Source organism: Streptomyces sp. NPDC020845 (genome assembly GCF_044334165.1).
In the GTDB taxonomy this organism is placed as follows: Bacteria; Actinomycetota; Actinomycetes; order Streptomycetales; family Streptomycetaceae; genus Streptomyces.
The window spans coordinates 285,206-297,587 of sequence record NZ_JBIRSJ010000003.1 but is presented as its reverse complement, the minus strand read 5'-3'; the positions used below and the strand labels follow the sequence as shown (position 1 = coordinate 297,587).

Annotated in this window: 10 protein-coding genes and 1 pseudogene; 4 read left to right on the top strand and 7 right to left on the bottom strand. The window is 72.6% G+C overall.

Annotated elements, in window-relative coordinates; translation table 11 throughout:
• Nucleotides 1–78: 78 nt before the first annotated feature.
• The 5 genes from fxsA to ACH4U7_RS08620 all read right to left on the bottom strand — a co-directional run bounded on the left by fxsA (nt 79) and on the right by ACH4U7_RS08620 (nt 6,366).
• Nucleotides 79–642, bottom strand: a complete 564-nt coding sequence (fxsA, locus tag ACH4U7_RS08640) for an FxsA family membrane protein (RefSeq protein WP_398527506.1) — start codon at nt 640–642, stop codon at nt 79–81.
• 101 nt (nt 643–743) lie between these two features.
• Complete coding sequence (locus tag ACH4U7_RS08635; protein ID WP_398527505.1) at nt 744–1,517, bottom strand: polyprenol monophosphomannose synthase; 774 nt, start codon at nt 1,515–1,517, stop codon at nt 744–746.
• A 274-nt stretch (nt 1,518–1,791) separates the two neighbouring features.
• On the bottom strand, nt 1,792–3,558 hold the full coding sequence (gene lnt, locus ACH4U7_RS08630) for an apolipoprotein N-acyltransferase (RefSeq protein WP_398527232.1): 1,767 nt from the start codon (nt 3,556–3,558) through the stop codon (nt 1,792–1,794).
• Between the two features lie 592 nt (nt 3,559–4,150).
• Nucleotides 4,151–5,839 carry an amidohydrolase gene (locus ACH4U7_RS08625; protein ID WP_398527231.1) on the bottom strand — a complete coding sequence of 563 codons (1,689 nt, stop codon included), beginning with the start codon at nt 5,837–5,839 and terminating at the stop codon, nt 4,151–4,153.
• 86 nt (nt 5,840–5,925) lie between these two features.
• Nucleotides 5,926–6,366 carry an Lrp/AsnC family transcriptional regulator gene (locus ACH4U7_RS08620; RefSeq protein WP_089510296.1) on the bottom strand — a complete coding sequence of 147 codons (441 nt, stop codon included), beginning with the start codon at nt 6,364–6,366 and terminating at the stop codon, nt 5,926–5,928.
• Between the two features lie 254 nt (nt 6,367–6,620).
• Between ACH4U7_RS08620 and ACH4U7_RS08615 the strand changes: the two genes are divergently transcribed.
• Nucleotides 6,621–6,998, top strand: coding sequence for a hypothetical protein (locus ACH4U7_RS08615; protein ID WP_398527230.1), 378 nt, complete (start codon nt 6,621–6,623; stop codon nt 6,996–6,998).
• Between the two features lie 96 nt (nt 6,999–7,094).
• Here the strand turns inward: ACH4U7_RS08615 and ACH4U7_RS08610 are convergent, their stop codons facing one another.
• Nucleotides 7,095–8,267 (bottom strand): acyl-CoA dehydrogenase family protein, encoded by a 1,173-nt coding sequence (locus tag ACH4U7_RS08610; RefSeq protein ID WP_398527229.1) that lies wholly within the window; start codon nt 8,265–8,267, stop codon nt 7,095–7,097.
• A 377-nt stretch (nt 8,268–8,644) separates the two neighbouring features.
• Between ACH4U7_RS08610 and ACH4U7_RS08605 the strand changes: the two genes are divergently transcribed.
• Together ACH4U7_RS08605 and ACH4U7_RS08600 are read left to right on the top strand one after the other, a co-directional pair.
• On the top strand, nt 8,645–9,919 hold the full coding sequence (locus ACH4U7_RS08605; protein ID WP_398527228.1) for a glycoside hydrolase family 18 protein: 1,275 nt from the start codon (nt 8,645–8,647) through the stop codon (nt 9,917–9,919).
• 169 nt (nt 9,920–10,088) lie between these two features.
• Nucleotides 10,089–11,285 carry a PP2C family protein-serine/threonine phosphatase gene (locus ACH4U7_RS08600; RefSeq protein WP_398527227.1) on the top strand — a complete coding sequence of 399 codons (1,197 nt, stop codon included), beginning with the start codon at nt 10,089–10,091 and terminating at the stop codon, nt 11,283–11,285.
• A gap of 191 nt (nt 11,286–11,476) precedes the next feature.
• Here the strand turns inward: ACH4U7_RS08600 and ACH4U7_RS08595 are convergent.
• A pseudogene (locus tag ACH4U7_RS08595) lies at nt 11,477–12,124 on the bottom strand (sigma-70 family RNA polymerase sigma factor); the annotation flags it as partial.
• Between the two features lie 34 nt (nt 12,125–12,158).
• On the opposite strand from ACH4U7_RS08595, the gene ACH4U7_RS08590 reads away from it, so the two are divergent.
• Nucleotides 12,159–12,335, top strand: a complete 177-nt coding sequence (locus ACH4U7_RS08590; RefSeq protein WP_078610878.1) for a zf-HC2 domain-containing protein — start codon at nt 12,159–12,161, stop codon at nt 12,333–12,335.
• The last annotated feature ends 47 nt before the right edge of the window (nt 12,336–12,382 follow it).

Here is a 12,382-nt window from a genome sequence, read left to right as displayed (position 1 = left end):
AGCGACAACAGCGACATATCAAGGGCCGGGGCCACTGCCGAGCAGTGGCCCCGGCCCTTGTCGACCCCGCGTAACGGGTCAGTCCCTGCGCACCGAGTGCGGGTCCTCGTCGTCCCGTATGACCTCGCCCTGGATGACCTTGCCGTCGGGGTGGCGCATCCGGTCCTGGCCGGAGTCGGGCCCCGGCCCGAAGCCGCCGCCCATCGGCCCGGGCACATACCCGACCCGGCGCCTGAGCAGCGCCTCCACCCGGCCGCGCAGCAGCGCGCGCGTCGGCGGGAACAGACACACCAGCGCGGCCACATCCGAGATCAGGCCGGGAATCATCAGCAGCAGCCCGCCGAGCATCGTGAAGCTGCTGCCCGTCCCCGCCGCCGGGTCCTGCGGCGCGGCGCCCGGCTGCATGGACCGCGAGAGGTTCTGCCAGGCCCGGCGGCCGGCACGCTTGATCACGGCCGAGCCGACCACCACTCCGGCGAGCAAGAGCGCCAAGACCGTGAACCCGCCGGCGGCCTCCGCCACCACGGTCAGCAGCCAGATCTCCAGCACCAGCCAGGCCGCGATCCCCAGCGGCAGGAAGGTGCGGAGGCGGGAGCGCTTGGGGCGGGTCGGGTCGGTCTGCTGCTGCGACGGGCCGGTCATCATGCTCCAAGTGTGCCCGGCCCGGCGGCATAGCCGGGCCCCGGGGGCCAAAGATCTCCGCGGGGAGATCCGATGCCGCGGCTGAGCGGCCCCGGGGTCGCTCAGGAGGGGTCGCGCCCCAGCAGCTTGTTCGCCCGGGAGCTCACGCCCCAGGTGGCGACCCGCCAGAACGCCTCGGTGACGATGTCCCGGCTCATCTTGCTGTCGCCCCGCTCACGCTCGACGAACGTCACCGGGACCTCGATCACATGGAAGCCCGCCTTGACCGCGCGCCAGGCCATGTCGATCTGGAAGCAGTAGCCCTGGGAGGCGACCGCGTCCATGCCAAGGCCCTCGAGAGTCTCCTTGCGGAAGGCCCGGAAGCCGGCCGTCACATCACGGATCGGCACATCCAGCAGGATCCGGGAGTAGGTGCTGGCGCCGCGCGAAAGGTACTCCCGCCGCTTGGGCCAGTTGACGATGCGGCCGCCGGGCACCCAGCGCGAGCCGATCACCAGATCGGCGCCCTTGAGCGCGGTCAGCAGCCGGGGCAGCTCCTCGGGCTGATGTGAGCCGTCGGCGTCCATCTCGACCAGTACGCCGTAGCCGTGCTCGATGCCCCAGCGGAACCCGGCGAGGTAGGCGGCGCCCAGGCCCTCCTTGCCCTTGCGGTGCAGCACGCGCACGTGGTCGTCCTCGGCCGCGAGCTCGTCCGCGACCTTGCCGGTGCCGTCCGGGCTGTTGTCGTCGGCGACGAGCACATGCGCCTCGGGCACGGATTCCCGCACCCGGGCGACGATCGGCTTGATGTTCTCCGCCTCGTTGTAGGTCGGGATGATCACCAGAACCTTGCCCAGCGGACCGTACTTCCGCCGCCCGCCGTCCCCTTCGGTCACGGCGTCGCCCTTCTCGCTGCTCCCGCCGCGAGGCGAATCCGCGGCGTCCGAAGTCTGGCGCGGCTCGTCGGCCTCGCGTGCGTCGCTCACGGCACCATTTTGTTCGCTTCTCCGCCCGCGAGGCGAATCCGCGGCGTCCGAAGTCTGGCGCGGCTCGTCGGCCTCGCGTGCGTCGCTCACGGCACCACTTTGTTCGCTTCTCCGCCCGCGAGGCGAATCCGCGGCGTCCGAAGTCTGGCGCGGCTCGTCGGCCTCGCGTGCGTCGCTCACGGTCTTACTGCCCTTTCTCGTCCGTACGTCCCCGACGGCCAATCATGATCGCGGCCGCACAGGAGAGAACGCCCACCATAGCGAGCACCCACTCGGGGGTCGCACCGACGCGGTCGGCGACAGTCTTGCCATCGCGCAGCGGGACGCGCGCGGTGAGCACATCTTGCGTGAATTCTTTCGTCCGCTGCTCGATCGTGCCATCGGGCGCGACGACCGCGCTGATGCCGCTGGTGGCCGCGGTGACCACCGTGCGGCCGTGCTCGATGGCCCGCAGCCGGCCCATGGCCAGCTGCTGTTCGGGCTGGCCGGTGCGGCCGTACGTGGCGTTGTTGGTCTGGACGACGATCATGCGGGCGCCCGCGTTGACCGTGTCCCGGACGATCCCGTCGTACGCGACCTCGAAGCAGATCACATCGCCGAGCCGGGCCGGGCCGACCTTCAGCACCCCGGTGTGGTCACCGGGGTAGAAGTCGCGCGGGACCCGCTTGAACCGGGTGATGACCTTGGAAAGCTGCTCGCGGAAGGGGACGTACTCGCCGAAGGGCACCGGGTGCTGCTTGGTGTAGGAGGCGCCGGGGCCGGTCTTGGGGTCCCAGACGATGCCCTGGTTCAGCACATAGCCCTGCTTGGTGGGGTGGTCGACCAGGGCGCCGACGAGGACCGGCACATCGATCGCCTTCACGGCCTCGTCGATCCGCGCATACGCCTCCCGATACTGGAAGGGGTCGAGGTCGGAGGCGTTTTCCGGCCAGATCACCAGGTCGGGCTTTTTGATCCGGCCGGCCTTCACGTCCTTGGCCAGCTCGATCGTGGCGTTGACGTGGTTGTTGAGGATCTTCATGGGGCGGCCCAGGAAGTCCATACCGGGCTTCTGGACATTGCCCTGGACGATCGCGATGTCCACCGCGTCGTCGGCGGCCGTGGGGATCGGCACGGCGAACCCGGCCACGGTCACGGCCGCGGCCACGGCGACCGATCCGCCGGCCGCCAGCGCGGCGCGCGGCCGCGGGGTGCCGCCACGCATGCCGTACAGGGCCAGAGCCGCGGCGGCCAGCAGCGTGCCCGTCAGGGCGACGGCGAAGCTGACCAGCGGGGCACCGCCGATCGCGGCGAGCGGCGTAAAGGGCGACCCGGTGTTGGCGAAGGCCAGCCGGCCCCAGGTGAAGCCGCCGAACGGCACCCGCCCGCGGGCCCACTCCTCGGCGATCCACAGGCAGGCCGCCCACAGGGGCCGCAGCCAGGCCACCGGAAGCCGGGAGGTCAGGGCGAGGGCCGCGCCCAGCGGGAGGAAGTAGAGCGCCTGGAGGGTCGCGAGGCCCACCGTGGCGTCCCAGCCGACGACGTGCAGCCACTTCAGCAGGACTATGAAGAACGGCAACGCCATCGCGAAGCCGGTCCAGGCGCCCTGCCGGGCCGTACGACCGTGGGTGAGCAGGCTCAGGGCCGCCACGGAGGCCAGGGACAGCGGCCACAGCCCGTACGGCGGGAAGGCGAGGCCCAGCGCGAGACCGAATACGGCCGCGATGGCGCTGCGGCGCGCCTCGCGGCGGGCGAGCCGGGCCAGCCGGCGCATCCGGCCAGGGCGGGCCGACTCGGAACGTGCCTCGGCCGGGGCCGCGGCGTCGCGCGCCGGAGCCTCGGCGTCAGGCGCCAGAGCCTCGGCGTCGGCCGTGGCAGGCGCGGCGGCGGGCTCCGGCTGCTGCTCCCCCGGTCGGTCTTCGGCCGCGCCCCGGGGGCCGGCCTCGGCGTTGGTTTCGGTACCCGATTGCACGTGCTGCCTTCCTGCAAGTCGTGCTGTGGTGAGGTGACCGTATAACGCGGGGCTCGAATATGTGTCCCGAGGTGCGGAACGCTCAGGCGGACAGGCTGGTTCCCAAGGCTGTCACGAGGGCGCCATGAGAGCGACATGAGGGCGATATGAACGCGCCACGAGGGCGTCGTGAGTGCGCTATGAGCACACCATGGGTGCGGAATCGGGGCCCGGCGCCCTTCGGGCCGGCCTGGGACCCGCTGGCTGCGGATCGACCGAGAGCCGTTGTCTACTGAGCGTCCGGGCCCCTCCCGGGTCGCACCTGCCGACCCGGCGATCCCTCCCTCGCCCCCGTGCGCTGGACCTGGCTCCCAGCGGTGGCGCACCGGTCGGCGCGCCACCCCATGGCCCAGCGGCGTTCGACGACTGCGTGGAGATTCCCCGGTCGGACGTCCTGTGGTGGACTCGGCCGAACCTACCGGCCGCCGACCGCACCCTGTCAACACCGGCACGACCTGCGCTGTTTCCTCAAATGAGCAGGTCAGTACGGACTGTGTTCAGCTACCGCGACAAGCCGGGGGAGCATCGTTCGGCGGTACGACACGGCCGTGCGTCACTCGTCCGGCCGGAGGTGGACGGTCCGCCCGCCGACCACCGTGCGCACGCAGACCGGGAGTTGACCGCCGGGTGTGAGGTCGGGCAGCCCCGGGGTCCCCGAGCGCGGATCGGTCGACCAGTCGGCGACCCGCGTGTCGGGCACTTGTACGACGAGCTCACCGGTGCGCCAGACCGCGTAGTCGGCGGGCGCGCCGGGCACCAGGACGCCCGCGTCGTCACGCCCGATGGCCCGCCAGCCGCCGCGGGTGTGCGCGGTGAAGGCGGCGCGGGCGGAGACGCGGTGCTCGGGGGTGCGGTGGAAGGCGGCGGCGCGGACGGTGCCCCAGGGGTCGAGCGGGGTGACCGGGCTGTCGGAGCCGAGCGCCAGGGGCACGCCGGCGCGCAGCAGCGCGGCGAAGGGGTTGAGGGTACGGGCGCGCTCCGGGCCGAGCCGCTGTGCGTACATGCCCGTCTCGCCGCCCCAGACGGCGTCGAAGGCGGGCTGGACGGAGGCGGTGAGGCCGAGTTCGGCGAAGGCCGCGATGGCCTCGGGGGTGAGCATTTCGGCGTGCTCGACGCGGTGGCGGGCGGCGCGGACCCGGGCGAGGCCGACCTTGTCGGCGGCCGCCCGTACGCCCTCCACCACGGTGGTCGCGGCGGCGTCGCCGATGGCGTGGAAGCCGGCCTGCAGCCCGGCCTCGGTGCAGGCGATGACATGGGCGGCGACGGCCGCCGCGTCCAGGTGGGCGGTGCCGGTGTGCGGGGCGTCGGCGTACGGCTCGTGCAGATGCGCGGTGTGCGAGCCGAGCGAGCCGTCGACGAAGAGGTCGCCCGCCGCGCCGAGGGCGCCGAGGTCGCGCACCTTGTCCAGGTCGGCGGCGCTCGCGGCGGCCTCGGCCCAGTAGCCGAAGACGCGCGGGCCCGGCTCCTCGGCGGCCAGCCGCAGCAGCCCGGTGAGGTCGTCCTCGGCGGAGATGTCGGGGCCCGCGCACTCGTGGACCGAGCCGATGCCGAGCGAGGCGGCGCGGGCGAGGGCGGCGCGCTGGGCGTCGGTGCGCTGCCGGACGGTCACGGCGGCGCGGGCCGCGGCGCGTACGGCGTGGTGGGCGGCGCCGGTCAGCGGCGCGGCAGCGTCGTCGACGGCGTGGTATCCGGTCATCCCGGCGACGCCGGGGACCAGGTCGAGCAGGGCGGTGGTGACGACGGCGGAGTGCACATCGATGCGGGTGAGATAGAGCGGGCGGCCGCCGGCGGCCTCGTCGAGCTCGGCGCGGGTGGGGGGCCGCCCCTCGGGCCAGCCGCTGGCGTCCCAGCCGTGGCCGAGCAGGATCCGGTCTTCGGGGTGGGCCCCGGCGTACGCGCGCACGCGGCCGAGCGCGTCCGCGAGCGTACGGGCGCCCGCGAGGTCGAGGCCGGTGAGGGCGAGTCCGGTGGCGGTGGTGTGCACATGCGCGTCGGTGAACGCGGGGGTGACCAGCGCTCCGTCGAGGTGGACCACCTCGTCCACACCGTCGGCGAAGCTGTCCGCGGCGCCCTCCGAGCCGACCCAGGCGACGGTGCCGCGCTCGACCACCATGGCGGTGGCGAACGGGTCGGCGGGGCTGTGCACCTCGCCGCCGCGCAGCAGAACGGTGCGGCCTTCGGCCTGGTCGGATGTGGGGTCGTTCACGGCGGGCTGCCTCGCGGGGTCGGATCGGGCGTGCATGCGGTACGCGTGCGTGCGGTACGCCCCTCAGTCTCGCCCCTCGGCGGAGCCGGCCCGCATCAGGGTGGGCCTTCGCGGGGCGGGATTCACACGCGGGGCGGGCGTGCCTCGTAGGGCGTGGACAGCACGACGGTGGTCCGGGTGGAGACCCCGGCCAGCGAGCGGATCCGGCTGAGCAGGTTCTCCAGCTCCAGCGGCGCGGCGACGCGCACCTTGAGGATGTAGTTCTCGTCCCCCGCCACGCTGTGACACGCCTCGATCTCGGGCACGTCGGCCAGCCGCTCGGCGATGTCGTCGGGCGCGCTGGGGTCGAAGGGTTTGACGGAGATGAACGCGGTGAGTGGCAGGCCGACGGCCTCCGGGTCCACGACGGCCGCGTAGCCGCGGATGACCCCCCGCTGTTCGAGCCGGCGCACGCGCTGATGCACCGCCGACGTGGACAGGCCAGTGGCCTTGCCCAGGTCGGTGTAGCTCATCCGCCCGTCCTTGACGAGCAGTTCCACGATCTGTCTGTCCAACTCCTCCACAGCCCGTCACCCTATGCGGTCGGAGGCGGTCCGGCCCAGTCGGCGTTTCCCCTGTGGACACCCGTGGGACATACGCCCATGTTCGCAGCATCTGCAGCAGGCATGTGACGAACGCCACATACATTCGCGCTAGTCCCCGGGGGTGCCGCGATTACCCGCGTAGCGCGGCGGGAAATGCTTGCTGTGGTCGAGGCCGACGCGCCTGACCAGGCCGAGGCCGACGCGCCCGGCCCGCCCACCCGAGGGGGAAACTCATGCCCTATTTGGAGCGCCTCGAAGAAGGCGACAACGATACGGACGAGACCTACGAGATCTTCCGGGTCGTCTGCCCGGACTGCGCTCGTCCGATCGCCCTGCTCGCGGACGAGGACGTGCTGCCCGAGCACGCGCTGTGCCCGTCCCCGTGGAACCCGTTCGGACTCACGGTGTGCCCCGGCACGGGGCGGGGGGTGGCGGACACCTCCGCCGCCGACGCGTCGCTGGACGCGTCGGAGCAGGACGCGGCGATGCTGCTGACGCTGCCGGAGACGCTGGACTGGCGGATGCAGCCGTTCTCGCATATCGGCGGCCCCGGGTCGCAGCCGATCCGGATGCCGGGTCTGCGCCGCCGCCCGCGGACGTCCCGGGTCTGACACACCGACCGCTGCTCAGCGAGGGGGCCCGGCGCGCCGCGCCCCCATCAGCGTGAGCTTCAGTACGTCACTTCCGCCGTCACCGGCGGCACCACCTCAGCGACTCTCCGGACCCGCGAGATGGCGGGCGATCACGACCCGCTGGATCTGGTTGGTGCCTTCCACGATCTGCAGCACCTTGGCCTCCCGCATATAGCGCTCGACGGGGAAGTCCGCGGTGTAGCCGTACCCGCCCAGCAGCTGGACGGCGTCCGTGGTGACCTTCATGGCGGTGTCGGTGCAGAACAGCTTGGCCATCGCCGCCTGCTTGGAGAACGGCCTGCCCGCGTCGCGCAGCCGCGCGGCCGCGAGGTAGAGGGCGCGTCCGGCCTCGATCTGGGTGGCCATGTCGGCGAGCATGAAGCGCAGCCCCTGGAAGTCGGCCACGGGGTGGCCGAACTGCCGCCGCTCCGTGGTGTAGGCGAGCGCCTCGTCCAGGGCCGCCTGGGCGAGACCGATCGAGCACGCGGCGATGCCGAGGCGGCCCGCGTCGAGTGCCGAGAGGGCTATGGCGAAGCCCTGGCCCTCCTCGCCGATGCGGCGGGCGTCGGGCACATGGACGTCTTCGAGGTGGATCTGTGCGGTGGGTGAGCCCTTCATGCCCATCTTGCGCTCGGGCGCGGCGGCGGTGAGCCCGGGGGCGTCGCCGGGGACCAGGAACGCGGTGATGCCCCGGGTGCGGTCGGGCCCGGTGCGCGTCATGACGGTGTAGAAGTCGGCGATGCCGCCGTGGGTGATCCACGCCTTGGAGCCGGTCAGGGTCCAGCCGTCGCCCTCGCGGGCGGCGCGGGTGGTGAGTCCGGCCGCGTCGGAGCCGGAGGAGGGCTCGGACAGGCAGTACGCGCCCAGCAGCCCGCCGCCCAGCATCGCGGGCAGATGCTCGGCGATCTGCTCCTTGCTGCCGTAGTGGGCGAGCGCGTGGCAGGCGAGGGTGTGCACGCTGACGCCGAGGCCGACGGTGAGCCGGGCCGCGGCCAGCTCCTCCAGGACCTGGAGATAGACCTCGTACGGCTGGTCGCCGCCGCCGAACTCCTCGGGGTACACAAGCCCCAGCAGCCCGGACCGCGACAACAGGGCGAACAGCTCGCGCGGGAAGCGCCCGGCGGCCTCCTCTTCGGCTGCGTTCGGCCTGATCTCCCGCTCGATCAGCTCGCGGACGAGTGAGATCAGGTCGTGGGCTTCCTCGGTGGGCAGCTCACGCTCCACCGGCTGCGGTCGGTGGTCGGTCATGGCGGCGCTCTCCTCTCCCTCTTCGTCCCTGGTTCCCTCTTCCCCTGTCGGGGAGGGGTGCGGCGGCGGCGCGACGCCGGGGGTGCGGGCGGCGGGCCGTCGGGGTGCTACCGGGCGGCCGGAGACGCTTCCCTCGGGTTGCGAAGGGGGCGTGACCTGCGCCGTGGCGGTTGGAGTATGCCCGATCCGGGGCCCCGCGTCACCGGTCGGTAGATCTTCAACCAAGTTCTGCGAACGGCGAGCACATTGGTCCAAACCATTGACCTCACTGGTCTAGTCCTTCTACGGTGCTCCCACCGTGCCCTACGCGTTCATGTCAAGTCATGGGCAGGTCGTCAGTGAGCACCACTTCCCCTCACCCCCACGGAGGAGAATCCATGCGCAGACCTCGCGGACTTCGCGGACTGCTCGCCGCCCTCGCGGCGCTGTGTACGGCGGTCCTGGCCGCCACGACGCTCGCCGGCCCGGCTGCCGCCGGTGAAGCACCCCACACAAAGGCCGCGCAGGCCGCCAAGACCACCTCCAAGGCCGCCGCCAAGGCCGCCGCGGGCAGCAAGGTGGTCGGCTACTTCACCGAATGGGGCATCTACCAGCGCAACTACCACGTCAAGAACATCGAGACCTCCGGGTCGGCCGCCAAGCTCACCCACATCAACTACGCCTTCGGCAATGTCACCGGCGGCAAGTGCGCCATCGGCGACGCGTACGCCGACTACGACAAGGCGTACGACGCGGCGAGCAGCGTCGACGGCGTCGCCGACACCTGGGACAACGGCGCGCTGCGCGGCAACTTCAACCAGCTGCGCAAGCTCAAGAAGCTGCACCCGAACCTGAAGGTGATCTGGTCCTTCGGCGGCTGGACCTGGTCCTCCGGGTTCGGCGAGGCCGCCAAGAACCCCGCCGCGTTCGCCCAGTCCTGCTACGACCTGGTCAAGGACTCGCGCTGGGCCGATGTCTTCGACGGAATCGACATCGACTGGGAGTATCCCAACGCCTGCGGCAACACCTGTGACACCAGCGGCAAGGACGCCTTCAAGAACGTGATGGCCGCCCTGCGCGCCAAGTTCGGCAGCTCCAACCTGGTGACGGCCGCCATCACCGCGGACGCCTCCTCCGGCGGCAAGATAGACGCCGCCGACTACGCCGGCGCCGCGCAGTACGTGGACTGGTACAACCCCATGACCTACGACTTCTTCGGGGCCTGGGCGGCCCAGGGCCCGACCGCCCCGCACTCCCCCCTCAACTCCTACAACGGCATCCCGCAGCAGGGCTTCAACACCGACGCCACCATCACCAAGCTCAAGGGCCTCGGCATCCCGGCCTCGAAGCTGCTGCTGGGCATCGGCTTCTACGGGCGCGGCTGGACCGGCGTCAGCCAGGACGCCCCCGGCGGGACGGCCAGCGGCGCGGCCCCCGGCACGTACGAGGCGGGCATCGAGGACTACAAGGTGCTCAAGAACTCCTGCCCGGCGACCGGCACGGTCGCGGGGACGGCGTACGCACACTGCGGCAGCCAGTGGTGGAGCTACGACACGCCCTCCACGATCGCCGGGAAGATGAGCTACAAGCAGCAGCAGGGCCTCGGCGGCACCTTCTTCTGGGAGCTCAGCGGCGACACGTCGAACGGCGAGCTGATCAAGTCCATCAGCTGACCCCCATCAGCTGACCGCTCCCTGCCGGGGGCGTGGGGTGGGGAGCCGGATCACCGGCCCCCCACCCCTCCCTTTTTCGGGTCCCTTTTTCGGGTCCCTGTCCCGCTGGCTGGGGCGCGGGGCAGCGTGCGAGTCTTGAGACCGTCCCGATCTGGAGGCGGAGGTTCCGGTGCCCTGGAGGGAGCGCATTCGCGCATACGCCAATCGCGTCTTCGCCGTGCTCCTCGTCTATCTGGCGCTGATCGTCCTCATCGACTCGATCACCCCCCGCTCGTTCCGCCTGGACGTCTTCGCCGCGCTGGCCCCGCTCCTCGCCGCCGCCTTCTGCACCTACCGCCAGACGCTGGTGCTCGGCCTGCTCGACCTCGTCGTCATGGCCATCACCCACGGCGTGATCCCCGACAGCCTGGTCCCCCTCAACCGCGTCGCCTCGGTCCTCGGCAACACCCTCATGGTCGGTGCCAGCATCGCCGTCGCGCGGCTGCTGCGGGACCGCGAAGAGCTGCTGACCCAGGTCCGCGCCACCGGCGAGGCGGCACAGCGCGCCCTGCTGCGCGAGCTCCCGCTGCGCGGCAGCGACGTGGTCGTGGACGGCTTCTATGTCTCCTCACAGCAGGGCGCGCTGGTGGGTGGCGACATCTACGAGGTCGTCGACACTCCGTACGGGGCCCGGGTGCTGATCGGCGATGTGCAGGGCAAGGGGCTGCGCACCCTGGGGGCGGGGGCGGCGGTGCTGACCGCGTTCCGGGAGGCCGCGTACCACCTGCGGAGCCTGAGCGACGGGGTGGACGCCATGGAGGTGGGGCTGCGCCGCTACAACTCCTCGCATGCGCGGGAGCGGAACGGAAGCGAGGAGGAGCGGTTTGTGACGGCCCTGGTGATCGGGGTGGAGCGGGACGATCCCGCCCCCGTGCCCGGATCCCCGGCGGACACCCGGCCCGACGCCGCTCCCGATGCCGCTCCCGATGGACCGGATCCCGGGGACACCGCGCTCATGGTGTTGATCGACTGCGGGCACGTCCAGCCGTATCTGCTCCACGCCGACGGTACGGTCAACGAGCTGGACGCGGCGGAGCCCGGTCTGCCGCTCGGCCTCGGCGATCTGACGGGCGCCCCGCGCCCCGTCCAGCGGATCCCGATCGAGCCGGACACCCGGGTGCTCGCCTGTACGGACGGGGTGACCGAGGCGCGCTGCCCCACCGGGGAGTTCTACCCCCTGGCCGACCGCCTGAGCGGCTGGGCCTCGCTGCCGACCCCCGAGCTGCTGGGGCGGCTGAGGAAGGACCTGGACGCCCATACGAAGGGGCGGCTCCAGGACGATGCGGCGGTGCTCGTCCTGGAGCACGTCCCTTGCCTGCCCGGCTAGCGCGAGCCGGCCGGCTCGGGCGCCCCGAGGCGGGCGGGCCTGCCGGACCGGCAGGCCCGGGCCTCGTGGGCCTCCCGGGCCTCGCGGGCCTCGCGGGCCGAGCAGGTCGCGCAGGCCAACCGAGCCGGCTCGGCCACACCACGCGGCCCAGCCACGCCACCCGGCAGCTCAGTCACGCCACCTGGCAGCTCAGCCGCGCCGGAAGCGACCCGCTCCGCCGTCGCCAGCTGCTCGATCAGCGCCTCGCGCGCGCGGGCGACCCGGGAGCGGACCGTGCCCACCGGACAGCCGGCGACGAGCGCGGCCTCGGCGTACGGCAGCCCGAGCAGCTGGGTGAGGACGAATACCTCGCGCCGGTCGTACGGCAACAACGCGAGCAGCTGGGTCAGGGCCACCCCCTCGTCGAAGCCGGTGTCCGGCGCCGCCCGGCGCTGGGCCCGCTCGGCCGCCGCCTGCCAGTCGTCGGTGTCGGCGGCGCGCGGCCTGGCCGCGTTGCGGCGCAGCCGGTCCACGACCGCCCGGCGGGCGATCGACAGCAGCCAGGTGCGCGCCGAGGATCTGCCCTCGAAGCGGGGCAGTCCGCGCAGCGCGCGCAGATAGGTCTCCTGGACGAGGTCGTCGGCCGCGTGCGGGTCGTCGCTGAGCCGGTGGACGTACCGCCATACATCGCGTCGGGTGGCGCGTACGAAGCGGTCCACGGCCTCGGGGTCGCCGCCGCGCGCGGCGAGCGCCCAGGAGGTCAGGGTCTCGTCGTCGCGGTCAGTGCGGCCAGTGCGGCCAGTGCGGCCAGTGCGGTCAGTGCGGCCAGTGCGGCCAGTGCGGTCAGTGCGGTCAGGCATCGCGGCCCTCCGCGGCATCGGGGACCATGTGGGGGTGTGCTGTGCTCAGTTCCGGGTCGCCGTGTCGGCCCGTGTCGACGGCGAGGCGCCGCCGCCGGAGGTCCCGGACGCGGTGCTCGACGCCCATCTGCTGGAGTGCCCGGAGTGCCGCCGCTGGGGCGAGCGGGCGCGGCGGCTGCGGGAGCTCGCGGCCGGTCTCGACGGGCCGTGACCGTGCGAGCGGGGGTACCGGCCAGGGGGCCGGGATACGGGCAGGGG

Coding starts and splice junctions, on each gene's coding strand:
- ACH4U7_RS08615 (WP_398527230.1), top strand. CDS start 6,621: ATGCCCTATTTGGAGCGCCTCGAAGAAGGCGACAACGATACGGACGAG.
- ACH4U7_RS08605 (WP_398527228.1), top strand. CDS start 8,645: ATGCGCAGACCTCGCGGACTTCGCGGACTGCTCGCCGCCCTCGCGGCG.
- fxsA (WP_398527506.1), bottom strand. CDS start 642: ATGACCGGCCCGTCGCAGCAGCAGACCGACCCGACCCGCCCCAAGCGC.
- ACH4U7_RS08610 (WP_398527229.1), bottom strand. CDS start 8,267: ATGACCGACCACCGACCGCAGCCGGTGGAGCGTGAGCTGCCCACCGAG.
- ACH4U7_RS08625 (WP_398527231.1), bottom strand. CDS start 5,839: ATGCACGCCCGATCCGACCCCGCGAGGCAGCCCGCCGTGAACGACCCC.